The organism is Shewanella maritima (assembly GCF_004295345.1).
GTDB lineage: Bacteria > Pseudomonadota > Gammaproteobacteria > Enterobacterales > Shewanellaceae > Shewanella > Shewanella maritima.
Genome location: NZ_CP036200.1, coordinates 1,805,490 through 1,829,759 on the forward strand (window position 1 = coordinate 1,805,490; position 24,270 = coordinate 1,829,759).

At 44.7% G+C, this 24,270-nt stretch carries 19 protein-coding genes and 1 pseudogene; 7 read left to right on the forward strand and 13 right to left on the reverse strand.

All coding sequences use genetic code 11. The features are described 5' to 3' along the window. Positions 1 to 91: 91 nt before the first annotated feature. From ahpF to EXU30_RS07780, 5 genes and pseudogenes are all read right to left on the reverse strand, one after another. Positions 92 to 1,657, reverse strand: coding sequence for an alkyl hydroperoxide reductase subunit F (gene ahpF / locus EXU30_RS07760; protein WP_130598891.1), 1,566 nt, complete (start codon positions 1,655 to 1,657; stop codon positions 92 to 94). A 205-nt stretch (positions 1,658 to 1,862) separates the two neighbouring features. Then, positions 1,863 to 2,432 (reverse strand): alkyl hydroperoxide reductase subunit C, encoded by a 570-nt coding sequence (gene ahpC, locus EXU30_RS07765; RefSeq protein WP_130598893.1) that lies wholly within the window; start codon positions 2,430 to 2,432, stop codon positions 1,863 to 1,865. Between the two features lie 299 nt (positions 2,433 to 2,731). Continuing rightward, positions 2,732 to 3,475, reverse strand: a complete 744-nt coding sequence (locus tag EXU30_RS07770) for a spermidine synthase (RefSeq protein ID WP_130598895.1) — start codon at positions 3,473 to 3,475, stop codon at positions 2,732 to 2,734. Positions 3,476 to 3,581: 106 nt separating this feature from the next. Then, positions 3,582 to 4,318 (reverse strand): annotated as a pseudogene (locus EXU30_RS07775) (dienelactone hydrolase family protein). A gap of 87 nt (positions 4,319 to 4,405) precedes the next feature. Beyond that, positions 4,406 to 5,395, reverse strand: a complete 990-nt coding sequence (locus tag EXU30_RS07780) for a 2-hydroxyacid dehydrogenase (RefSeq protein WP_130598897.1) — start codon at positions 5,393 to 5,395, stop codon at positions 4,406 to 4,408. 480 nt (positions 5,396 to 5,875) lie between these two features. Between EXU30_RS07780 and EXU30_RS07785 the strand changes: the two genes are divergently transcribed. The 6 genes from EXU30_RS07785 to EXU30_RS07810 all read left to right on the forward strand — a co-directional run bounded on the left by EXU30_RS07785 (position 5,876) and on the right by EXU30_RS07810 (position 12,930). Continuing rightward, positions 5,876 to 6,295, forward strand: coding sequence for a hypothetical protein (locus EXU30_RS07785; protein WP_130598899.1), 420 nt, complete (start codon positions 5,876 to 5,878; stop codon positions 6,293 to 6,295). 100 nt (positions 6,296 to 6,395) lie between these two features. After that, on the forward strand, positions 6,396 to 6,686 hold the full coding sequence (locus EXU30_RS07790; RefSeq protein WP_130598901.1) for a hypothetical protein: 291 nt from the start codon (positions 6,396 to 6,398) through the stop codon (positions 6,684 to 6,686). A gap of 60 nt (positions 6,687 to 6,746) precedes the next feature. Continuing rightward, the gene (rluA, locus tag EXU30_RS07795; protein ID WP_130598903.1) at positions 6,747 to 7,421 is read left to right on the forward strand and encodes a bifunctional tRNA pseudouridine(32) synthase/23S rRNA pseudouridine(746) synthase RluA; all 675 of its coding nucleotides are present in this window, start codon (positions 6,747 to 6,749) and stop codon (positions 7,419 to 7,421) included. 99 nt (positions 7,422 to 7,520) lie between these two features. Continuing rightward, positions 7,521 to 7,982, forward strand: coding sequence for a transcriptional regulator AsnC (gene asnC / locus EXU30_RS07800; protein ID WP_130598905.1), 462 nt, complete (start codon positions 7,521 to 7,523; stop codon positions 7,980 to 7,982). Positions 7,983 to 8,222: 240 nt separating this feature from the next. Further along, positions 8,223 to 12,092 (forward strand): S8 family serine peptidase, encoded by a 3,870-nt coding sequence (locus EXU30_RS07805; RefSeq protein WP_165398985.1) that lies wholly within the window; start codon positions 8,223 to 8,225, stop codon positions 12,090 to 12,092. Positions 12,093 to 12,351: 259 nt separating this feature from the next. Continuing rightward, positions 12,352 to 12,930, forward strand: coding sequence for a nucleoside triphosphate pyrophosphohydrolase family protein (locus tag EXU30_RS07810; RefSeq protein ID WP_130603337.1), 579 nt, complete (start codon positions 12,352 to 12,354; stop codon positions 12,928 to 12,930). Between the two features lie 85 nt (positions 12,931 to 13,015). Here the strand turns inward: EXU30_RS07810 and ubiA are convergent, their stop codons facing one another. The 4 genes from ubiA to EXU30_RS07835 form a co-directional block, all read right to left on the reverse strand. After that, complete coding sequence (ubiA, locus tag EXU30_RS07815; protein ID WP_130598907.1) at positions 13,016 to 13,876, reverse strand: 4-hydroxybenzoate octaprenyltransferase; 861 nt, start codon at positions 13,874 to 13,876, stop codon at positions 13,016 to 13,018. 73 nt (positions 13,877 to 13,949) lie between these two features. Beyond that, positions 13,950 to 16,145, reverse strand: coding sequence for a DNA helicase II (gene uvrD, locus EXU30_RS07820; protein ID WP_130598909.1), 2,196 nt, complete (start codon positions 16,143 to 16,145; stop codon positions 13,950 to 13,952). Positions 16,146 to 16,268: 123 nt separating this feature from the next. Beyond that, complete coding sequence (locus tag EXU30_RS07825) at positions 16,269 to 16,631, reverse strand: RidA family protein (RefSeq protein WP_130598911.1); 363 nt, start codon at positions 16,629 to 16,631, stop codon at positions 16,269 to 16,271. A gap of 353 nt (positions 16,632 to 16,984) precedes the next feature. After that, on the reverse strand, positions 16,985 to 17,947 hold the full coding sequence (locus EXU30_RS07835) for a pseudouridine synthase (RefSeq protein ID WP_130598913.1): 963 nt from the start codon (positions 17,945 to 17,947) through the stop codon (positions 16,985 to 16,987). Between the two features lie 265 nt (positions 17,948 to 18,212). Between EXU30_RS07835 and EXU30_RS07840 the strand changes: the two genes are divergently transcribed. Beyond that, positions 18,213 to 18,794 (forward strand): hypothetical protein, encoded by a 582-nt coding sequence (locus EXU30_RS07840; RefSeq protein WP_130598915.1) that lies wholly within the window; start codon positions 18,213 to 18,215, stop codon positions 18,792 to 18,794. 549 nt (positions 18,795 to 19,343) lie between these two features. Here the strand turns inward: EXU30_RS07840 and EXU30_RS07845 are convergent. The 4 genes from EXU30_RS07845 to EXU30_RS07855 form a co-directional block, all read right to left on the reverse strand. Beyond that, positions 19,344 to 20,342, reverse strand: coding sequence for a patatin-like phospholipase family protein (locus tag EXU30_RS07845; RefSeq protein WP_130598917.1), 999 nt, complete (start codon positions 20,340 to 20,342; stop codon positions 19,344 to 19,346). Next, positions 20,342 to 20,503, reverse strand: coding sequence for a hypothetical protein (locus EXU30_RS20245; protein WP_165398986.1), 162 nt, complete (start codon positions 20,501 to 20,503; stop codon positions 20,342 to 20,344). The genes EXU30_RS07845 and EXU30_RS20245 overlap by 1 nt, the downstream gene beginning before the upstream one ends. Then, positions 20,496 to 22,490: a Mov34/MPN/PAD-1 family protein gene (locus EXU30_RS07850; RefSeq protein ID WP_242620347.1), complete on the reverse strand. Its 1,995-nt coding sequence runs from the start codon at positions 22,488 to 22,490 to the stop codon at positions 20,496 to 20,498. The genes EXU30_RS20245 and EXU30_RS07850 overlap by 8 nt, the downstream gene beginning before the upstream one ends. 252 nt (positions 22,491 to 22,742) lie before the next feature. Next, a complete protein-coding gene (locus EXU30_RS07855) occupies positions 22,743 to 23,894 on the reverse strand; it encodes a ComEC/Rec2 family competence protein (RefSeq protein WP_130598921.1) in 1,152 nt (383 codons plus the stop codon). Positions 23,895 to 24,270: the final 376 nt, after the last annotated feature.

Genomic DNA, 24,270 nt, shown 5'->3' on the forward strand with positions numbered 1-24,270 from the left:
TGGTTGATGAGTGCAAAAACAGAAAAGCTGACACACTCACGTGCATCAGCCTTTTGGATTTATTTGCAATTATTGGGGCAGCTTATAGCATTTATGCTGCAACTTCTTCGACCGTCTCACCTTGACGAATAAGATAATCAAATGCACCAAGTGATGCGGTTGCGCCGCTGCCCATGGCAATAATAATTTGCTTGTATGGACTGTTGGTCATATCACCAGCGGCAAATACACCCGGAATAGATGTTTGACCGCGAGCATCGACAATCACTTCACCGCGTTCTGTCATTTCAACTACGCCGCGCAGCCACTCAGTGTTTGGCACTAAACCGATTTGCACAAACACACCTGCAAGCTCAACATGATGACTCTGCTCTGTTGCCCGGTCTGTGTACTGCAAGCCAGTCACTCGCTTACCATCACCTAGCACTTCTGTGGTCATCGCCTGAGTAATGATGGTGATATTACCCATAGAGTTTGCTTTGCGTTGTAGTACTTCATCAGCACGCAGCTTGCTATCAAATTCAAGAACGGTAACGTGCTCAACAATGTTGGCTAGATCGATTGCTGCTTCAATACCTGAGTTACCGCCGCCAATCACAGCTACGCGCTTACCTTTAAATAATGGGCCATCACAGTGCGGGCAATAAGCTACACCTTTGCCGCGATATTCTTGCTCACCAGGTACGTTCATTTCGCGCCAGCGAGCACCAGTTGCCAAAATCACAGATTGACTCTTAAGCTCTGCGCCGTTTTCAAGCCCTAGTTTGATCTTGCCATCTTGAGTAAGCTCAATCGCGCGCTGGTTTTCCATGATATCAACATCATAGTCGCGCACATGGCTTTCAAGGTTTGCCACCAACTTAGGGCCTTCGGTTTTTGATACAGAGATAAAGTTTTCAATACCTACAGTCTCGGCTACCTGACCGCCAAATTTGTCAGCAACGACACCGGTATTTAAGCCTTTACGTGCAGCGTAAATCGCTGCTGCGGCACCAGCTGGGCCGCCACCAACAACCAATACATCAAAATCATCTTTTTGATTAAGCGCCTCAGCTTGGCGAGCACCGGCATTAACATCAATCTTATTGAGAATTTCAGCAACGCTAATCGCGCCCACAGAGAAAGGCTCACCATTTAAGAATACAGACGGTACTGACAAGATATCGCGCTGTTCGACTTCCTCTTGGAATAACGCACCGTCAATCATCACATTGGTGATGTTGGGGTTTATCGCCGCCATCATGTTTAACGCCTGAACGACCTCAGGGCAAGTTTGGCAGCTTAGCGACACGTAAGTTTCAAATTGGTATTTACCCGGCAGCGCTTTAATTTGCGCAATCACGTCATCAGCGAGTTTGATGTCGTGACCGCCCGTATGCAGCAGCGCTAAAACCAGTGAGGTAAATTCATGCCCCATTGGCAAGCCGGCAAAGGTAATATTGGTTTGAGTTTGTTGACTTTGAATACTCATGCTTGGTGAGCGCTTACCTTGCTCATTACGCACACTCACTAACTCGTGCACATCAACAATATCTTGTGCAAGTGAAGCAAGCTCTGCAGATTTGTTGCTGTCGTCAGTTGATAGCACCAACTCAACTGGGCGCTTTAAGTGTTGCATGTATGACTTCAGTTGGTTTTTTACGTTGGCATCAAGCATAACGACTCCTTACAAAGCATAAGTCTGTAATAAAAAATAAGTTTGGGGTGCCAGCTGCCGGGTGATGAAGTCGACAACCAGCTGGAGAGAAGATGAATTTTATAGTGAGGGTAAGCAGCCCTCACTGATTGCAAACTGAGTAGATTTGCAATTTTCGCCGGCTAGTCCTTTAGCCGACAGGGTTAGTCTGAATAGAGACTAAGAGTTAGATTTTACCAACTAGGTCGATAGATGGAGCTAGTGTTTCTTCACCTGGCTGCCATTTAGCTGGGCAAACTTCACCGTCGTGGTTAGCAACGTATTGTGCAGCTTGAATTTTACGAACTAGTTCTGAAGCGCTACGGCCAATACCTAGGTCATGGATTTCAGCAACTTTAACTTCACCTTCAGGGTTCATGACGAAAGTACCGCGTAGTGCAAGACCGTCTTCTTCAATCATCACGCCGAAGTTGCGAGTGATTTGGCCAGTTGGGTCACCGATCATTGGGTAGTTGATTTTACCGATAGTGTCAGAGCTTGCGTGCCATGCTTTGTGAGTGAAGTGAGTGTCAGTAGATACTGAGTAAACTTCAACGCCCATTTCTTGAAGCTGTGCGTAATGGTCAGCCATGTCACCTAACTCAGTTGGACATACGAATGTGAAGTCCGCTGGGTAGAAGAATACAACAGACCACTTACCTAGTAGGTCTTGCTCAGTGACTTCAACAAACTCACCGTTGTGGAATGCAGTTGCTTTGAATGGCTTGATAGTGCTGTTGATGATTGATTGTGTCATGTTTAACTCCATTAAGTTGGCAATTTTTAAACTTGCTGGCATACAAGTTAATTAAGTACTGCGGCGTGGCTCATTAAAAAGTAATTTGCTTGCCGTGTTTCGATGGAGATAAGAATAGCGAGGGTTGATGATTATGTATAACGGACAAAATCTATCATCGTAATCGGTTTTTCTGCAGAACCGATTAATGTTGAATTAAGTAGCGATTAGGATGAGTTTTAGTGCATTTTTACGTCAAATGCACTAGAACGATGGTGGTGATGATATTGACTAGCGCTAAAGCAAATTACACAAATTGCCTAAACCCACTCATCAAAACGCGTCAGTACCCGAGCAATATTAAAATCAAGCTGCTGAGACAACTCCTGCAAGGCAGCTTTGTTGTTGGCAAGGTTAAAGTTGCAATCGACCTGACTAGCAAAAATAACCCAGTTGCCGCTGCCAGTAAGGCAAGCGTAAACATGGTTGAATTGGCTTTGTAACCGCTGCTTTAACGCATCATCTTTACTGTGCTCTTTCCAACAGTTAAGCACCAACAAGCCACCTTGCTTAAGTTTGGCCTGGCATTGCTCAAAAAACGCTGACGATACCTGCTGTTCATCTACACCTTGCTCGCTGTAGATGTCTGCGAAAATAATGTCGACCTTCTTATGCTCTGCGCTGGCGATAAACTCAAGCGCATCTTGGTTCACCAGTTTAAGCTTTTTGCCGATTGGCAATTGAAAGAAGCGTTTGGCAGCCTCAATGACAGGCGCGCGAAGTTCAACGGCAGTCATTTTAATTGCAGAATCATAGTGCTTCAGTGCATGAACCAGCGCCCCGCCGCCAAGCCCTAGAATGATGGCACTTTTTGGCGTGTTGAAAAGCAGTGCTGCCAGCATGGCTTGAATATAACTATGCTGTGGTAAATGTGGGCTGGCTTTATCAAGCTTTGACTGCTCGTCATTGTCGCCAAAAGCAAGTACGCGGTATTGACCATCATCGAGTACGGTTAACTCACCATATTCATCATTGGCGCGGTGGATCGGTTTAAATTCTGACATGGACTGCTTCTGATGGTATCTATCTAAATTGGTATAAGTCAAAAACGCAAACAGCCTTGTGAAAGCCATTTGCGCTTAACGAGATTGGATAAAAACTCTGGTGGTTCTAATTTAACGTGCGTTGGAAAAAACTCACCGCCTGTTGGTACATTTGTAGTGCAAGCGCTGGGTCATACCTATCGCCTTCATCACGCATAAATGCATGTTGAGCGTTAACTTCAAGCCAGCTAAAGTTAGCCTCAACTTTTTCCAACTGTTGATAAATTTGCTTGCGCCCTGCACTTGAAACATGGGGTCTTGCTTACCAAATATCATCATTAACTCACCGCTTATATCTGCAGCACGCGATAATGAGTCATTGCCTTGCTCACAGGGTAAGGTGTTTGAATGAATGTCAGTAGCATACAAACAAAATGCGCTGCTAATATCTTGATTTAATGCCGCTCTAAACGCTAGGTGACCACCAATACACACGCCCATCGCTCCTACCTGGCTAGTGCAATAGGTTTGGCTGCGAGCAAACTCGATCAAAGCTCTAGTATCACTGTCATGATGCTCAAGTGGCTTAGTAAACTTGTCCTGGTTGCCCTTGTCCTTCCCCGTATCGTCATAGGCAAGCACGGTACCGATTGGGTTTAACTCATGAAATACCTCAGGCACCAGCACCACAAATCCGTGACCTGCCATCATCGCTGCTGAGCGACTGATTGGTCCGGTGATTTGGAAAATCTCGGAGTAGAAAATGACGCTAGCAAATTGACCAGCTTGATTAGGGCGATAAACCCGAGTACGCATTACACCCGTTTCAGTCGCAATGTCATGGATTTCTTGCACTATGTTCATATTTGCCTCACCGCCATTCCAAATCAGCCAGCCCTAAACCAAAAAAGGAGCTCTAGTGAGCTCCAATTTAGCAACTATCTTATCGAGTTAACACAGCTCGTTACCTGATTTCTCACCTTTATCTAGCGCATCAACATTATTTAGCGTGGTTGAAGCAATGGCATTCAAGGCTTCTTCGGTTAAGAAGGCTTGGTGACCGGTGAAAATCACGTTGTGACAAGCAGATAAACGTCTAAATACATCGTCACGAATAATTTCGCTCGATTTATCCTCGAAGAACAAGCCTTTTTCATTCTCGTAGACGTCTAAACCTAGGGAGCCAATTTGCCCCTCTTTTAATGCTTCCATTGCGTCAATAGCATTGAGCAAGCCACCACGACTAGTGTTAATCACCATCACACCTTGCTTCATTTTGGCAAAGCTCTCTGCGTTCAGTAGGTGATGGTTATCAGCAGTTAACGGGCAATGCAGACTAATGATGTCGCACTGCGGGTACATTTCTTCAAGGCTAATGTATTCAACACCTAAATCTTTCACCGCCTGACTCGGATATGGATCGTACGCGAGCACCTTACAACCAAACCCTTGCAAGATTTTAATAGTAGCTAAACCGATTTTACCTGTACCAATCACGCCTACTGTACGACCAAACATGTTAAATCCAACTAAGCCCGCTAAGGCAAAGTTAGCATCACGGGTACGTTGATAAGCTTTATGGATTTTACGGTTAAGCGTAAGCATTAATGCAACGGTATGCTCAGCAACCGATTCAGGTGAGTAAGCCGGCACGTTAACAACTTGCATACCAAGACGCTTGGCAGCATCAAGATCAACATTGTTAAAGCCAGCACAACGCATAGCGATCACCTTAGTGCCGCCTTTTGCAAGCTCAACTAACACTTCCTCACATAGTGAGTCGTTTACAAACGCACAAACCACCTCGTAGCCTTCGGCTAGTTTTACGTTTTGCATACACAAGCGGTAATCGAAGTACTCAATTTGCGCACCCACTTGCTCATTTGCCTGATTAAAATGACGAATGTCGTATGGCTTAGCGCTAAAAAATCCGATTCTCATATCAAACCCTACTCGACCTGCGAGAGTTAAAAGCTATTACTGACTACAATTCTAATCGACAGCATTATTTTTGTCGTTAATAAGCCGAAGTTATAGTGGATATTTGTGATCAGACTTAGGATGGGTTTGTATTTAACCTGAACTCGGGATAAGGAAGTGTCAATGACTCTCTCGTCCAGAGTTACACCTAGCATTAAGTTTCTAACGAGATAGTTTTGTTTAGTTCAAGGCGAAGCTGCGCGTCAATAGCTAGCCTATTGCAAGTAGCTTCAACGCAGAAATAGACAAAAATAGCCGTTAGAAACCGGTTTATTATCCCGAGAGCAGGTTATGTACACTGTCATAAATATGTCGAGTTAATCACAAATCACTTAACGGATAACATTTCACTGCCCCATGTCAGTACCATGATTACATACAAGGTGCTTGATTTGTTTTAACATGCCCATGAATTCAATCTTGCTAATCTAGGCTAAGTTAATGAAACACAAATCAGCAAATAACCTATCTGAAGTGAACTTTTGGTTGCAACGACTGAGTAAAACCAGTCTGCGTGCCATTCATATCATGGGGATTGTAGGTGCTGGTGGCGGCATTATTGTCGGTGCCGACAAGCAGTTGTGGATCAACTACTGGATCGCAGCCATGGTAACAGGATGCCTATTACTTGCCTGGGAAGTGGTTCGCGATTGGCGCTGGTTAATTCAGCTCAAAGGTGTACTCACCTTAGTTAAAGTTGCCATGCTCGCATTGTTCATTCCATTCGCAGAATTTAAAACTGAGATATTCTTGTTCATCATTTTGCTATCTGTGGTGGTATCTCATGGGCCAGCCGGATTAAGACACTACTCTGTGGTACACCGCAAAAAAATTGATACCAAAAAAGAAATCAAAGGTTAGCCTCCCCCACCAAGTTAGATTAAATAGTTAAAGCTGCAGGTGCACCTCTGTTGTCAGTTGGTTTATAGTTAGGTTAACTATCGACCAATTAGGACAGTGGATGTTTCCTTACCCAGAACAATACCGATTAGCAGTGCCACCTATTATTACCTCCGTCATGGTGGTTTGGGCGTTGTTCGCTCAATTGGTGTTTGCTGATGCAAGCCCTTTTGCGCTGTACCCACTGTTTAGCTTGTTTCCCGCGGTTATCGTTAGCCATGTTTACATGACTTGGGTAGCAGATGGCATTTCACGGTTAGATCAATTCTTCTACAGTTTGGTTCATATCCCATTGTCTTTTGTAGTGTGGACCTTCACCATTATGCACGTCAACGGTAATGGTTTTTCTTAAAGACTTGCACCTAAGATAAGCACCCAGTATGGTGTCGCCGAACAAATTGCAGAGACGTTTATGGCTGACTTCCTATATACCCCTCCAACCGAGCCCTGGTTAGATATCATTCATCAAGATCGAGATATCATAGTGCTCAATAAGCCTTCAGGGATCCTTTCAGTGCCAGGGCGTCAGGCGCAATACCACGACAGTATTTATAGCCGAGTAGTAGCCGAGCACCCTAACGCGCAAATTGTTCACCGTCTCGATATGGCAACCTCTGGCGTTATAGTATTAGCGCTGCGCAAAAACGCCGAGCGAGAACTGAAAAGGCAATTTCGAGATCGCGAAACCAGCAAAACCTACTATGCTCGCGTCGCCGGACATTTAAAGGCGGTAGATAAAGTATCCTACCCATTAGTATGTGATTGGCCCAACCGCCCGAAGCAGAAGGTTTGTTTTGAAACAGGCAAACCAAGCGAGACCTTGGTAGACATTATCAGCTATGGTAAACGCTCAACTTTAGTTAAACTCACGCCAATTACCGGCCGCTCGCATCAATTACGAGTACATATGATGGCACTAGGTCACCCTATTCTTGGGGACGGCTTCTATGCTGACGGCGCAGCCAAGCGCTTATCCCCAAGACTACTGCTGCATGCTAGCCATCTGCAAATCGCGCACCCATATTCAGGTAAACCAATGACTTTTGAAGCGCCAGTTCCTTTTATTGAGGCTTCTGAGCAGCAGTAAAAAGATTCAACATCGACAACGCTTGAGTATTTTTAGCTAGAGATCTACAAACATAATCCGTAAATTATCCATATTAGATAAACCGATGGATAATTTACTATGGATACTTCATTCAGCCGCGACCAGCTTGATAACCAAATTTTAGAAGCACTAATGCAAGACGCGCGTACGCCATTTGCCGAACTGGCAAAACGCTTTGGTGTTAGCGCTGGCACCATTCACGTGCGCGTAGAGAAGATGAAACAAGCCGGCATCATTACCGGTGCGCAAATTACCGTAAACCCAAAAGCACTGGGTTATGACGTTTGCTGTTTTATTGGCATTAACCTAAAAAGCGCCGGCGATTACCCTTCAGCCCTTGCAAAACTCAACGCTTTAGAAGAAGTCGTTGAAGCTTATTACACCACCGGCAACTACTCAGTTTTTGTAAAGGTAATGTGCCAATCAATCGACGGGCTGCAACATGTATTGATTAATCGGATTCAATCGATTGACGAAATTCAATCAACCGAAACACTGATTAGCCTGCAAAACCCCATTGTACGAGCGGTTAAACCTTAGACAATTTGGTTATACCTTAATCAAAACGAGAGGAAGTCCTGTTTCACAACTAATTACAAATAATTACTCTGTAGTGGTGACTAATGTTAATGGAATGTGCTAAATATGTTACCGAAGCAACAAAGATTGCTATAACACATCCAAAATAAACCAACATTATTCCAATTTTTTGCCGCCCATTATGGAAACTCATTTGAGTGACGGTCGACAATAAATTGATACAGATACAAGGAAGAAGTTGTGAAAACAAAACTCTCTATTGCCATTTCGGCAGCACTTATTTCAAGTGCGACCTATGCCAACTATCAAGGCGCTAAATACGCACCTGAATTACTTTCAGTAGAAAACAATAATCAACCAAGCGTTCGTACTAATAATATTACCGCACCTCAGCGATTCATCGTTGAGCTTGAGTCACCAGCTGTTGCTATGTACCAGGGTGGTATCGACAACTTAGCTGCTACTGCAATAAAAAAACCAACAGACAAAATTAACTTACAAGGTGCCCCAGTAAAAAACTACGCATCTTTCCTTGCACAAGAACAATCTCAATTTGTTAGTCAGTTAAGTCAAGTATCACCAAATTCAAAAGTTGAACGTCAGTTTAAGACGCTATTCAATGGTGTAACCGTTGTCGGACAAGGTTTGTCTGCTGAGAAGTTAGCTTCAATGTCTGGCGTAAAGGCTGTTTACCCAGAAAGAATGTACGAAGTCAGCATGGATGCCTCGCATGACGTGATCAACAGCGAGGCAATCTGGAACACGTTAAATGGTATGGAGAATGCCGGTAAAGGCATGCGTGTAGCAGTAATTGATGGTGGTATCCGTCCCGAAAATCCAATGTTTGGCGACGAAGGTTTTGAAGCACCAACAGGTGATTTGCCAACAGATGACTACTGTGCAACGGTTGATGCAACGTTCTGTAACAACAAGTTAATCGTAGCGCGCTGGTCCCAACCAACCTTCCCAGTGTGTGCCGATGAGTACATGAGTCCACTTGGATTTGGTGGTCACGGTACTCACGTTGCAGGCACCGCAGTAGGTAACAGAGTAGATATTACATACCGTGGTAATGATGTGACTATTGCTGGTGTGGCACCAGCGGCATACTTAATGTCATATAAAGCACTATATACCAACACTGCATGTGAACGTGGTAGCGGTTCTAACATCATGCTAATGGAAGCATTAGAGCACGCAGCAAATGACGGTGCAGATGTAATCAACAACTCTTGGGGCGGCGGCGCGGGCGCTGATCCTGCTAGCAGTCCATACAAAAGCATGTTTGAAGCTGCAGAAGCGGCTGGAATCGTTGTAGTAAGCGCTGCTGGTAATGATGGTAATGGCGCTAAGACAATTGGTTGTCCTGCTTGTATCGAATCTGGTATCTCTGTAGCAAACAGCACTCATGGTCGCTTCTTCGCCAACAGCTTTAACGCCGGCGGTGACGACTTGCTAGCTATTCCTGGCTCAGATACTGTTATTGATATGGATGTTAGCGCACCTATCATTGCTGCTCGTAATCTCGATGCCGAGAACTTTGAAGGCTGTGAACCGTTCGCAACAGACTCTTTCAAAGATGGTATTGCGCTAATTTCACGTGGTGCTTGTGCATTTAGTACTAAAGCTGAAAATGCGATGAATGCTGGCGCTAAAGCGCTAGTTGTATATAACAGCAACCCTGGTGCGCCAATCATTATGTCTATGCCTGGTGTAACTTTCCCTTCTGTCATGATTTCAAATGCAGATGGATTAGCTGTCGAAGCAAGCTTAGGTGAAAGCGAAGAAGCAATCACAGGTGTTGTCGGTTCTGAAGTTAAGCGTATTGTAGATACTCTACTAGCAGACACCATCAACGCTTCTAGTTCTCGAGGTCCTAACGGAAACGAAAACATCTTAAAACCTGATTTAGCCGCTCCAGGAACAAACATCTTGTCGGCTTATTCTCCTGATGATGGCGGAGCTGGTCTAGACTATGCAGCGATTTCAGGCACAAGTATGGCAAGCCCACATGTGGCAGGTGCAGCAGCGCTATTAGCTCAAATGCACCCTGACTGGTCAGCCAACGACATTAAGACTGCACTAACCTCTACTTCAAAACTTGACGGCATTTTAGATGATGATGCCCAAACCCCTGCATCACCGTTTGCCACAGGTGCCGGTCGCATGGACCTTGATGCTGCAGCTAAAGCAGTATTAACGTTTGACAAGCCATCTGTTGCATCTGACTCATGTGTTGGTATGTGTACATTCACCCGAACTGTATACAACAAGAGCGAAGAAGCTACTTCTTGGAGTTTATCTGCTAAGTCGGATGCTGCAGGTATAACGGTAATGCCTTCAACTCTTGACTTAGAGCCAGGTGCTTCTGCAGAAATCACTGTTATGGTTGACTCAACCTTCAGCACATATGGCGAATGGATCTTTGGTAACATCATGCTCACCAGCGCAAGTCATCAAGATGCCCATCTACCATTAGCTGTTCTTGCTCAAGAGTCTAGTGATTCATCACTTATCTCAACATTTACCCCAGATACTGATATCACTACAGAAGATAGCTTTGAGGTTGTGTCAGTACTAAACAATACACGTTTTGAAAACACTGTTACTTTTACGGCTAAACTCCCAGAAGGCACTGAGCTTACTTCAGCTGATGACGTAACCGTAGCCGTTACAAATGGTGTCCAAAACGGATTTAGCGTCAATGAAAGTACCGGAACTCTGACTTGGGTTGGTAACCTAGAGTTGCCAGAAATGGTTGCACAAAAAGGTACCGGTTCTTATCCAAATATTCTTGGCTTAGGGCTTGGTTATACGCCGCCTTGCGCTGACGGTTGTGATGAAACTAGCTTCACATTCAATTTGCCAGCGTTTAAGTATAATGGCCAAGAGTACACTCAGTTAACGATGTCAGATAACGGTTTGGTTATTCCTGGCGGTGGGACAACGTCAGGTACATACGCTAATAAGGAACTGCCTGATTCAGGTAACCCAAATAACATCGTAGCTCCTTTCTGGGCTGACTTTGACTTGTCAGACGGCACTGCTGGTGACACTGGCGGCGGTACTGTGTCTATTGATATCGTAGGTACTGCAACTGACAGCTGGGTTGTGGTTGAATGGAATGATGCCCAACTATGGAACGATCCGTCAGGCGATCAATATAGCTTTAGTGTTTGGTTCAAAACAGGTGAAACAGAAGAAGTTACCTTTAACTACTTCAAGGTGCCAAATATGCCAAGTAACGTGACAATTGGTGCCGAAAATATCGGTGGTACTATTGGTACGACGTTCCACTACAACGGCAATGGTGACACTGTAGCCCCTGACGATTTTGTCTCAATTGGCTCATCTTCTGCGGGTCAAGTTCAGTTAAGCTATATGGCAAAGGGAACAACGTTTGCTCTTCTAGATTCAGATAATGTGACAGTTGAAGAAGATAGTGAAGTAGAGCTGAATGTCCGTGAAAATGACAAAGACATGGAGCAAAAAGTAGCTAGAACTCAAGTGACTGCTGACGGCATCACGGCTAAGGCTCAGCGCCTAATTGATGTTTTAGCTTCAGGTGATGTAACAAATGTAGCTATCGTAGATCAACCAGCAAATGGTACTGCAACTCTGAGCTCAGAAGGTGTCTTAAAATATGTTCCGAATGCAGACTTCTTCGGTAAAGACATGTTAACTTACACCGCTGAGGATGCTGCAGGAACCAAATCAGAGCCAACAACAGTTTACTTAACAGTAACAAATGTGAATGATGCTCCTACTGTTTCTGTTGCGGATAAGAATGCTGTTGCAGCTCTGCCTGTGACATTGTCCGCATCTGGTTCTGATGCTGACAATGACGATCTGACGTACACTTGGACGCAAACAAGCGGTTCATCAGTGAGCTTTACAAACGGTGGCTCTTCAATTAGCTTCACTGCTCCAGCAGAAGTAGGTAAGTTAACATTCACTGTGACCGCGAACGATGGCACAGTGAGTAGTGCTGAAGCCACAGCGACTGTTGATGTGGAAGCTCAATACGATGAAGGCGGTAGCTCTCTAGGTTGGTTAACTGCACTATTGCTACCAGTTGCTGCATTACGTCGTCGTAACCGCAAGCACTAATCAATACTGATGCAAACAAACTAGAGTAGTTAATACTCGTTAACGTAAAAGCCAGTAGCATATTTGCTACTGGTTTTTTTATTTTCCCTACGGTCATCCTCGAAAACTCCAGCCTTTCAAGGCTTCTCTGAACCACGCCAATAAATCCACAGCCAACAGCCTCTTTCTAAACGATTACATCCAGCATCAAGCCATAGCTGTGACATTTCTCGCAGAATTCTTTAGAATCACTGCATCATTCATCATCTTTACGACAGCAATGCACTTAAGCCAACTGACTCAGACAATTTTTGACCACCTTTACCGCGACATTCATGAATTTCGTAGCACCTTCGACCTACCAGTAGCGGATGCTAGCTCACTAGATAGCCAGGCAGATGCATTGCATACTTCATTAATCATTGAAGAAATGACTGAGTTAGCTGAGGCTGATTGCCGTGTTGAGCAAGCTGACGCTATCGTTGACTCTGTGTACGTATTGATGGGCCGCCTGGTACACCTTGGCCACGATAAGATTGAAGACAACCTTGCCATTAATTATCTGATTGATGTGCTGCTTAATGTGGCAAAAAACCGTGAGATTGACTTCATTACATGTTGGGATGAAGTGCACTCAAGTAACATGAGTAAAGTATGCCGCAACCAGCAAGAGCTAGACGAAACGATCGCAGCCTACGCTAAGCAAGGCATAGAAATTGTGGGTACGCAAAAAGGCGAATTCTTGATTGCTAAATGCGCTAAAGATGTCGATATGGCTGGTAAAAAGGTGAAAAAAGGCAAGGTACTAAAATCTGTTTATTACCGCCCAGCTGATCTAGCTAAGCTAGTGCAAAACTAACCAAAGCAGACACTACCAATAAAAAATGCAAGATACCTTAAAGGTCATCTTGCATTTTTTATTAAGAAGTCGCTAAAGAAACCACTTACACCAAATAGTCAGCTCCCAGCGCAACAAACAAGGCAAAACCTGCCCAGTTATTATTAAGGAATGCTTTGAAACATGGCGCGCGCTCACGACCATAAATTAGGTATTGTTGATAACTACTAAAAGCGATGAAAGTGACGATACCTAGGCCGTATACCAGGCCACGCTCTGCCGACAATCCCGCCATAATAAAGCAAGCTAGCGCAGCTAGTTGAAATGCGCCAATCCATTGTCTGTCAAAACGGCCAAATAGAATTGCCGTCGACTTAATCCCCACCTTTAAATCATCATCTCTATCGACCATGGCATACATGGTGTCGTAAGCCACCGTCCAGCACCAATTCGCCGCAAATAGCCACCAGGCTTCAACAGGTACTTCACCAAGCTGGGCAGCATACGCCATTGGGATCGACCAGCTCCACACTATGCCCAAGAACATTTGTGGCATATTGGTTACCCGCTTCATATACGGGTACATAATAGTAAGAATGATGCCAACCACAGATAGCTGTACCACCAGCGGGTTTAACATCAAAACTAAGCTAAATGCCGTTAGACCCAGCACCACAAATAAGGTTAAGGCTTGTTTTGGTGTCACTTCGCCAGACACTAGTGGGCGTGTTTTGGTGCGCTCAACATGGGCATCAAGCTTACGGTCAGCGTAGTCGTTAATAATGCAGCCATTGGCTCGCATCAATACCACCCCAATCACAAAAATCACCAGCACCTTTATATCCGGCATACCACCAGCGGCAAGCACCAGCGCCATCATGCAAGGCCACATCAGCAGCAAGGTACCGATTGGGCGGTCAATGCGCATTAAGCGTGCGTAAGCGTGTAATTTATCCCGTAACAACATCAGTGTTTTCTCCATTGAACACTTGTACTTTTTATATGCCTACTCGGTGACTGAAGCCGCGCCTTAAGCAAGGTTAACAGGCCTCAAGCTTAGCTAATGAGACTAACAGCCATTTACTGCCAAAATCAAAAAAGTTGACCTGAATGCGCGCCTTTTCACCAGTGCCTTCAAAGTTGGTGACGATACCCTCGTTGAACTTAAAATGCTTCACCTTCTGCCCGATAGTAAAACCTGTGCTGTTTGCTGGACCACTGGTACCTAAGCCACTACCAAAACTCGGGCTGGCTTGAGAAGGAAAACGCTGGCTGATTGATGGCGACACCTGAGCACGCAGGCGAATTTGCTCTACATATTTTTCAGGAATTTCGCCAATAAAACGCGATGGCGATGCGTAGTCTTCACGGCCATACATACGGCGTGATTCTGCATAACTAATGTAGAGTTTTTGCATCGCTCGGGTCATGCCTACATAGCACAGACGACGCTCTTCATCGAGTCTATCGCCCTCTTCCAATGCCATCTTGCTTGGGAAAATGCCTTCCTCAACGCCCGACATAAACACCATAGGAAACTCAAGACCTTTAGCTGAGTGCAGCGTCATTAACTGCACTGCATCAGTAAACTCGTCAGCCTGACCTTCACCCGCCTCTAGTGCCGCATGAGATAAAAACGCATTCAGCTCGCCCATATCCTCAAGCTCTTCAGGCATTTCAAAACTGCGAGCAGCCGTGACTAGCTCGTTTAAGTTTTCAATTCTCGCTTGTGCCTTTTCACCCTTTTCAGCCTCGTACATAGCGCGCAGACCAGAGCGGTCAATCACGCTATCTGTCATGCGATATAGCAGCATGTCTTCGGTATCGGTTTTTAGGGTGATAATTAAATCTATAAAGTTGCGCACCGCGTTAGCTGCACGGCCTGCAAGGACTTTTTCTTCAAGCAAACGCAAACATGCTTGCCACAAGGTCAATTGATGTTGCCTTGCGGTGTTACGGATAATCTCAACTGTGCGATCACCAATACCGCGAGTCGGCGTATTCACAATACGCTCAAAGGCGGCATCATCGTCACGATTGTTGATAAGACGCATATACCCCATGGCATCTTTAATCTCTTGACGCTCGAAGAAGCGCAAACCGCCATAAATACGGTACGGTAAGCCCTTGTGTAAGAAGGCTTCTTCCAATACCCGCGACTGAGCATTAGAGCGATATAAGATGGCGCAATCACTTAAGCGGCCACCTTTATCTTGCCAATCAATAATTCGCCCAACGATAAAGCGCGCTTCATCCATCTCGTTAAAAGCGCAGTACACTGAGATTGGCTCGCCATCTTTATCTTCAGTCCATAGCTTTTTCCCTAAGCGATCCGGGTTGTTGGCGATAAGATCGTTCGATGCATTAAGAATATTGGCTGTTGAGCGATAGTTTTGCTCCAAGCGGATGGTTTCAGCGCCCGGAAAATCACTTAAAAACTTATGCAGGTTTTCAATCTGTGCACCGCGCCAGCCGTAAATCGACTGGTCGTCATCACCTACAATCATCACATTGGCGCTATTGCCCGCCAACACACGAATCCAGGCATATTGAATAGCGTTAGTATCCTGGAATTCGTCCACCAGAATATGCTTAAAACGCTCTTGATAATGCGCCAATAAATGCGGTTTATTGAGCCATAACTCATGGGCGCGCAGCAGGATTTCAGCAAAATCTACCAAGCCTGCTCTATCGCAAGACTCCTGATAAATCTTGTAGATATTTAATAAGTTTTGCTCAATCGGGAAGCCGCCAGCATCAATATGCTTAGGGCGCAAACCCTGATCTTTTTTACCGTTAATGTAGTGCGCAGCTTGGCGTGGAGGATACTGCTTCTCATCAAGGTTTAAGGTTTTCAAAATACGTTTGATTAAACGTACCTGATCGTCAGAATCAATAATCTGGAAAGTTTGCGGCAAGTTAGCGTCTTGATAATGGGTGCGCAGCAAGCGGTGAGCTAGGCCATGGAAAGTACCAATCCACATACGCCCCATGTTGCTGCCAACTACGTTCTCTACCCGCTCGCGCATTTCTGCCGCAGCTTTATTGGTAAAGGTTACCGCCAAAATAGAATAAGGACTTTGCTGTTCAACTTGCATCAGCCAGGCAATACGATGCGTCAGCACCCGAGTTTTACCACTACCTGCACCAGCAAGTACTAACATGTTTGAAAGGGGTGCGCCGACCGCTTCACGCTGTTTGTCGTTTAAGCCGTCGAGTAAAGATGATACGTCCATTATTCCTCCAAGATTATCGGCGGGCATTATATCAGTTGCAGCCAACGAGGAGCTATTTATCTTAGGCATAAAAAAACGAGCCTAAGCTCGTTCTTTATTCTCAAAAGCTAGCTGTACTGACAATTAACAGCAGCTAGGATTAATCTCGGCAGCAACCACTGAGATCTCAACTAACAATGCATCGCGCGCCATTTTAGCTTCAACACAAGCACGGGCTGGTGCATGACCTTCAGGTACCCAAGCATCCCAAACTTCATTCATTTCAGCAAAGTAGCACATGTCTTTTACGTAAATCGTCGCTGATAGCATGTGCTTACGCGAGCTGCCGGCTTGTTCAAGCAAGGCATCAACTTTATCCAGCATGGTTTGAGTTTGCTCTTTAATATCTTTAGTTGCATCCGCGCAAACCTGACCGCAAATGTAAATGGTGCCATTGTGCTTAACAATACGGCTCATACGTGCGCCAGTTTCTAGACGTTCAATCATGGTGAAATCTCTCTTAGGTTAATTGCCGCCAGTATAACAAAGTCTATTTAGGTAGGGCGTGTTGATCTTTCAAGATTATTTTTGCAGCTGCTTGTTGGAAATTTATACAAGGCAACGACTTTGATGTGTGGTTGTTGCACATGATAAGTCTTTAACGCAGTAGAAATGACAACAAGCGCTGCCTGGAAAGTTCGTTTAAAAGCACTTTTCTCTGCGTTGCGAGCCACTTGTTTAGTCGACTAAACTGCATAGCTCGCGTCTTGATTAAAGTGCTTTTAATTCGAACAAATTCTAATCAGCAAAGATCAACACGCCCTAGTCACTAACAGTCTTAGTAGCTTAACTGCAAACGCTTAAGGTAGGCTCAAGCCCTCGACTTCAAAGCTCAGCGCCTGATTGGTAACAGGGTCGATATAACTTAACTTTTTAGCGAGCAGCTGCATTGGATTAACAAAATCTAGGGATTTGGGTTGCAGCTCAGGATAGAACTTATCATCAAGTAGCGGCATGCCAAGACTTTGCATGTGCACACGTAATTGATGCATCTTGCCAGTAATAGGGCTTAGCTCGAACAAGCCATATTCGCCTTTAATCTCAACCAGACTAATTTCTGAATGAGTATTCGCCTCACCTTCTGCTACCCGCATGGTAAAACTTGGCTCACCGCGCTTGAGGCGATTTTTTACCGTCCAGTGCTGAGGCAAAGCTAATTCGCCTTGCTGATATTCAGATAAAATTTGCTTAGTTAGCTTTGCCACCGCTTGATAGCGCTTATCAATGTTGCCATCTAAAAACAGCTGATGATATTGATGACGTGTTTCAGGCTTGGTCGTAAGCAGTATGATGCCAGCAGTGTCTTTATCTAGCCGATGTGCTGGTGCGACGGTATCAATACCCGTTGTTTTGCGCACTCGATGGATCAGACATTCATTAACGTAATTTCCGCCCGGCGTCACAGGTAAAAAATGCGGTTTAAACACCACAATGCTGTGGTCATTTTTAAATAAAATCCGTTCTTTAAACGGCACCTTAGTTTCAAACTCCACCTCGCGGTAATAGTAAACGCGCTTAGTCGCAACATAAGGCGTAGTGGCGCTAATCAAATTACCATCTTGCCAATGCACCTTGCCTTGCGTAATACGCTCTGCCCAAACTTCAGCTGAGATCTGATTAAACTTCCACTTCAAAAAATCCGCCACAAATTCAAACCTATTGCCATTAAGCTCACTGTCGCGAGGCAACACCACATAAGAAGGCTGGGCAGCAATGGCAGATTGGTTATTTTGCGGCAAAGAATTGTTAGAAGCAGAAGTCATTAGTTAACCAGAATTAGGTTCAAAAAGTGGTTTTTATAAAAATGCCGCAACCCAAACTAGGCTGCGGCAGATAATCATATCAAATTTCTTAAAGTGATGACGCGGATGCCATTGAGTTATATAGTCTTCTATTAGACTTGGAGTGGCGCTATTTCGGTACATTACGACCTATAAGCTACAGCACACTGTAAGTGATAGTTTAGGGAACACAAATGCTGAAACAAATGTCGGCACTTTTACAGACACTTTTCTAAAGGGAATTAAGTTGAATGTTTTTTATAAATGGTTAGGCGCCATACTTCTACTTCTTACCAACTCAAATGTTAATGCAAGGGAAATTACCTATATTCTGATTGATGAGTGGTTCGCGAATGGTGCTTATACTAATTCACCGCAAAAAATCGACATCGATAATCCTCCAACGAGGATTTACGAAGATGAAGCGATTGGTCTTACCTTACTGAATGGCATGTTCTATCAAACTTCGGCTAGAGAGCAAATATCCAAGGCCGGAGAAAAGAAAAAGTGCAATGGTTATCAAGGTGAGTGCTTTGTTATTAAAGACCGAGTTAAGTTGTTTTTACCAGCCAACTTCAACCCTAATATCCCTCAGGTTTGGACTTGGGAAAACTACAAGTACTCAACTATAACGCACAGTAAATTTTCATTATTGGGCAGAGAGCTTGTTGTTACTGATATTATCGCTTCTTGTACCGAGTGTTTGTTCAATAATGTTAGGTTTCAATTTGATCATGAAATCGGTATCACTTCTTTCAAAGTAAGTGCTAATGGTGCCTCGTTACGATACCTGTTGGGAAGTAAGAAGGGCTTTTTTGCAAAAAAATAAAACCCAAACGGGCTGCTATTTACAGCATTAACACGGCTACTTCGATCTAACGCGATTTTAGTATTTGCCGCAAACTTATTTAACTGTTGCTACAAACATAAGCTGACATAAGCCGATTAATGCTTTCAATGGCTTAACCGAAAAATATAACCATAAACTGACATGAAATATAACCATAAGCTGACAAATTTCACCCGCAGCATTGAAATGAACACTTATAACTGTTGTTTTCTTACAGATACTATCTATAGGCCTACCAACCCACTTTTGGACAGAAATGTGTTAGAGCAAGGAGTCTAAAGCTGGCTCGTGTGATTAGTAATGTATGGGCATCGATTAAAATCCCCCCCGCTTATTTCTGACTTCGAGTAGCTCAGTTCGAAAGCCTGCTTGCTTTAGCTTGCCCAGTTATTTAGCTGCCAATGTAAAAGATCAACAGCCCCTAATATCGTGTCCGAGTTTTGGGAACTACTTCTAAACTGACTAGCATCAAGAATAACATCCTGTACCTAGGTTTCTACATATTCACCAGGCTGGCTAGGGATATGATCAAGCAAAAGGGTATGGAAGAGCCAAGCCTTTCTCAATACTGCTGTCATACCAACTCCGAATACTTTCGTCTGTATGCAAATACCCCCAGTTGACCAACTTTTTATTATCGTCACCACTAAAAGCGTCCAACTGGGTACCCAGCTTTTTTAAATTCAAATAACTTTCAAACTTTTCGGGGGTAGCAAACAAGGAACAGTAATTTCTAAAATCTAACCTATTTTCAATACACCAATAAGCTCCGCGGTACTCTCCGGCTTGATAGTTTCTTGCCAGCGTTCGCTTTCGAAGTGCCCGCTGCTGGTTAACCATGATGTCTGACATCCTTAAAAACTTACCAATCCAGTTACCAAACCATCGCCAACGACTATTCCAAGGAGCAGGGAAAGGCGCTCCCGCATCGCAACTAAAAACTGTGTCGTACTCTTTATTTTCCCCGTGCTTCCACAACATTTCCAACCCCATGTTGTCATAAAGACCACCATCACAAAATGCCAACTCGTTACGCAGCCTTTTAATATCAACTTCCGGGAGCTTTTGGTATTCACTATCCCTCCAAGTCCAGCTTGAACCATCAAGGAGAACTGGCGAAAGAAACGGAGGGAAAGCACTTGATATCGATACAGCTTGAGCAAGAGTGATGTCGTGATCGTTAGCACTTCCTATGTGGTAATCTCGAATAGACTCCCTCCCAATCCGTACACTTACGCCCGTATCAAGATTGGTGCCATAAAAAATAAACTCGGGAGCTCCCGGGATATGTGCAATATTTCTCAACTTAATCTTGCCGAACAATTTGGTTTCGTACTGCTTTCGAACACCATCAACCATCGTGCTTAGCGGATGAAGCAAATGATATATACCTTTCTTGGGACTGAAGATAGTACCAGAACAAAAGGCCACCAGTGGCTCGACGATCACCTCATGAAAATTAGTAGCACGAACCCGACCAGAATCACCTTCAATCGGTTTGAATTTTAACTCAGACCAATTCAACATTAGATACCCGGCAGCGATAGCCCCCCAGAAACTGCAGTAATCGTATCTAACTCGGCCAGTAAACCTTCTTCATTGAGCCTGGCAAGCGAACCAACCGCATAAAGTGTGGCCCTAAAACCACCACCAGAAAGTGCCAAACCTTTTTTATTCGCATCAACCACGGGCGCCACCTTTACCACTAACCCTCACCTCACCATGTGCGACAATCATCTGAAACGCTGGCAACCCGTCCACGGACATATTTTCCGCCACCCCCTCTAACTGATTTCTATCTAAGGCACTCATTCCTGCTGACCCTGTAGGATGACTATGCCACTCACCTATGTAGCTCACATTCGCCCCTGTTCTGCTCGCAATCCTATTAAGATCTTCCTCAACCCCTTCTGTACCGCGATCAAATGTGATAGGAGTACCCTCACTGTCCCATGGAGCGGGGCGCACATCGACCACATAAACATGCTTTCTCTTAAGATCTTGATATCCAACAAGAATACCACCAGTTTCATTTGGAAGCGCTGACGTACGCAGGCTATGTAGTTTCTGCTCTACACCCTCATCCCAGATAACCTTATACCCTGTTGCAGAGACATTATCCTGCACTCTCGACTTATGGACATCCACTTTAGTCAGGGCCCTCGCCCCAGTTCTCAAATCATCCTGCCAAATCAAAATTTGGGCGTCATCGGAGGAACTAGCCAGCCTAATTTGCTCAGCAAGCAAAGATGACAAGGATAAAACTCGGGCATGAGACATTACAGTTGATTTATCGCGACAAGAAACTCCTGAACGGAATCTCACAAGATCTTGAGTCAGATGGGTATTCCCAACATCCAACTCGATTAGCGCCCGATAGTATTGCGCCTCTAAATGACTCAACCGACTTCGTCGCTTTGAATCCTCTACCAGTAGCACAGCATCATTTCCACTTGGAGCAAAGAAGGCTGACATGTGCCTAGGCACATTTTTAATCCAACTAATTGCGCGTGGATAATCGAGCGAAGCACTGGCGTCCACAACCAAATTTGCGGAAGAATACACACCTTCATTGTTTGTTTTCGCAAATTCACAAGCATCACCGCTCAAGGCCGACACATTAGCGTCGTCAAAATGGAAGTTATGAACTCTCGCACAGTAAGAAGCTTTGTTCTGCCCTAAGCCATAGCAAGGCGCTACATGCCTGATGAAATTGTGAGGCCTAAAAATATCCTCATCAATGATGGACCACTGCCTCCAGCCACCTCTAACCCAAATATCAAGCAACGCCCCACCTAAGGCACCTACCCCTACCAAAACGCCTTTGCCCTGATTTGAATCGTATCCAGACTGCTCACAGCGTTTAGCAGATGATGGAGTAACCAACACCTCCATAGGCTCCAATCCGTATTGAGGTAAAACACCAGCCATCGGGCGGAGAGCCTCGCCTGGAACTTTATTCAAATGACCATGCGCGCCGAACCGAACTTCAAAATCATCTGCCATCTCCCTCACAGACTTATTGCAATAAAAACCAATAATCTGCTCACGCTCAACAGAAGATGAATCACCACGACGAATAGGCAACGTAAAAATGAATGCAGTATGCTCAATTTTCTCATCACCTTCGTCGGTAACAACAAACCTCAATAACCGGTCCCTTATCAATTCCACCACATGAATTCCGACGGAATCGAAGAGGTCAATCAAACCCTGAAGGTTATTAGGTGCCGAATACACTCTTCCATGAGTGACGTCACCACACGAGATCTCAAGCAGATTTACACTAACACCTCGATTTACTTCCCCAGCTAACCACTCAGCCTTGATAAAGAACCTTTCTTTCCCAGCAATTATTGGCTTTTCTGCCGAAACAGTGATCACTTGACCTTTTGCCAAACCTGCATGCAAATCATGAGGAATCACAATTGTCGTACTTGGGCTAAAAAACATTGGCTCTACGGCTTGGTCATCTGCATGCAGCTCACCAAGAGAGGCTTGCGTAAGCCACCACTTAGTACGCTGAATATGACGCTCAGGCGTCCAAGTCATCAAAGTAACGGATTCAGGCTCATCGTAGAGGCAAAGTGATTTAGGGTCCCCTGGGGGAGCAGGGTTTTGATGCATAGTCTCCGGAAAGTCCTTTCGCCAAGATACGGTAAACGGGATATTCAAACTACGACTGAAACCGTAAACTACCCTCTCACAGTATTGAATACCGAAGACGTTTCTTGAAGGGTTTCGTCATTGCAAATATCCAACACAACACATTCATAACGAATGCCACCTTTCACATATCGAAAACAAGAAACCAACTCGCAATCTGGAGAACGCCTCACGGCGCTTAGCATCGACAAAGAACCGGGTAGACGAAGTTCCTCTGCGCCAATCGCCTCGCCTCGAGGGGTAAAGTACTCCGTCACAAAATCACCCTGCCCGGGCAGGAGCTGCTGCCGCTGTTAACATCGCTGCCGTTGCCGTTGCTGCCATCATGGAAACGCCTGCTTTTTCAATCTTAATTACAACTGGCTTGGGCTTTTTCTTTCCGCCGTTTTCCGACGTTACGACAAACTTACGACCTTTAACTTTCTCAAGATACTCTTCGTAGCAGGCTTTTGCCTGGATATGAGGCGGTTGTTTTCTTTCCTTAGCATCTTCCCCGGTATCAAATGCTTGGGAGGAGCAAATCATATAAGAGCCTGACCTTCCCATCTCCAGCAACTCTTTAACCTTAGGTAAGGGCACAGTTTTATCTTCTCCCTTGTCCCCAGACAATGCCAACGCAAGGTAACTACAATGATGCGGAATATTAAACAGATCCCAAGCCAACCGTTCTTCATTCTCTTTGTATTTCGTGATCGACACGATATCTTCAAGCACTTCTGCCTCTGAATCACCAATGGCCAAGTAATCATAGATTTCATCATCCGCATTGAAGCGCACGTTAAATATCAACGAGGCCTCATTACGAACCTGCTTAATATCCTTCCCATCCACTTCGCAATGCTTCATAAAGGGTGAGTGAACGAAAAATTCAACCCCGTCACCTTCCAAAGTAAAGGTATCAACAACAGTCCCGGCATCGATAAGATGAGCAGACAACTCATCCACTGTCATATCCCACCCATCAACCAACGTCACCAGATCGTCCGGGGTTGAAAACACCTTTATGCCTGACTTATTTTTCAGACGATGACGCGCTTCCTGACGCCAAATGATGCTCTCTTCAGACTGATGGTCATTGTCAGCTGTCTCCAACAACATGGCCGCAGGAACCCAAAGCTCATCAATTTTTACACGATCCTCGCCTTGGTATTTTGCAGCATGCTCAAGGTGAAAAAACTCAGTGCTACCATTGATGTGATCTTTGTCAGCATGAGTAAAAGCAACAACATCAAAACGCTCTTTGCCTGCATCCTTCAACTCTTGCCTGAGAGCCGCATTAATATCGTATTGAGGCGTCTTATCATTTTCAGCGTTACTCATCTGGTGGAAATCCATCAGAATGAACCTACCACGAGTGCTTTTAATCAGGCTGGTATCACCATTCCCTACTGGATAAAACGTAACTGTGTGCATAGTAACTCCGGATGTTGTAAAGCTTTTATGGGCATTAAAATATATATGGGGACGGAAAATCCAATTACAATAGGGGCTTACCAAACTGAAGTTTTACGAGACACCTTAGACATTTTTAATGGGGCGTAGCTCCCTATTATTACGGGCTTGAAAATCCATCCCAAACAATCTTGGGTGGCAATTTTAATTATTACAATCTAGAGTGACTGCACTCGGCAAGTGCTGAACGGTTACCGGTAGGTTTTGAGATTTCTTTTAGAAAAGAGTCCGGTTAGAGTTGACCAGAGCAGAGTTTAAAAACACTCAAAAGCATCTAAATTTAATTACGGCTGTATACCTATATTGTTAGCCGCTTTACGGTAGTGCCAAACATTAG

What these genes read in the sequence shown, in the direction of transcription:
- ahpF (WP_130598891.1), bottom strand. Translation starts at nt 1,657, where the DNA reads ATGCTTGATGCCAACGTAAAAAACCAACTGAAGTCATACATGCAACAC.
- ahpC (WP_130598893.1), bottom strand. Translation starts at nt 2,432, where the DNA reads ATGACACAATCAATCATCAACAGCACTATCAAGCCATTCAAAGCAACT.
- EXU30_RS07770 (WP_130598895.1), bottom strand. Translation starts at nt 3,475, where the DNA reads ATGTCAGAATTTAAACCGATCCACCGCGCCAATGATGAATATGGTGAG.
- EXU30_RS07780 (WP_130598897.1), bottom strand. Translation starts at nt 5,395, where the DNA reads ATGAGAATCGGATTTTTTAGCGCTAAGCCATACGACATTCGTCATTTT.
- EXU30_RS07785 (WP_130598899.1), top strand. Translation starts at nt 5,876, where the DNA reads ATGAAACACAAATCAGCAAATAACCTATCTGAAGTGAACTTTTGGTTG.
- EXU30_RS07790 (WP_130598901.1), top strand. Translation starts at nt 6,396, where the DNA reads ATGTTTCCTTACCCAGAACAATACCGATTAGCAGTGCCACCTATTATT.
- rluA (WP_130598903.1), top strand. Translation starts at nt 6,747, where the DNA reads ATGGCTGACTTCCTATATACCCCTCCAACCGAGCCCTGGTTAGATATC.
- asnC (WP_130598905.1), top strand. Translation starts at nt 7,521, where the DNA reads ATGGATACTTCATTCAGCCGCGACCAGCTTGATAACCAAATTTTAGAA.
- EXU30_RS07810 (WP_130603337.1), top strand. Translation starts at nt 12,352, where the DNA reads ATGCACTTAAGCCAACTGACTCAGACAATTTTTGACCACCTTTACCGC.
- ubiA (WP_130598907.1), bottom strand. Translation starts at nt 13,876, where the DNA reads ATGTTGTTACGGGATAAATTACACGCTTACGCACGCTTAATGCGCATT.
- uvrD (WP_130598909.1), bottom strand. Translation starts at nt 16,145, where the DNA reads ATGGACGTATCATCTTTACTCGACGGCTTAAACGACAAACAGCGTGAA.
- EXU30_RS07825 (WP_130598911.1), bottom strand. Translation starts at nt 16,631, where the DNA reads ATGATTGAACGTCTAGAAACTGGCGCACGTATGAGCCGTATTGTTAAG.
- EXU30_RS07835 (WP_130598913.1), bottom strand. Translation starts at nt 17,947, where the DNA reads ATGACTTCTGCTTCTAACAATTCTTTGCCGCAAAATAACCAATCTGCC.
- EXU30_RS07845 (WP_130598917.1), bottom strand. Translation starts at nt 20,342, where the DNA reads ATGTTGAATTGGTCTGAGTTAAAATTCAAACCGATTGAAGGTGATTCT.
- EXU30_RS07855 (WP_130598921.1), bottom strand. Translation starts at nt 23,894, where the DNA reads ATGCACACAGTTACGTTTTATCCAGTAGGGAATGGTGATACCAGCCTG.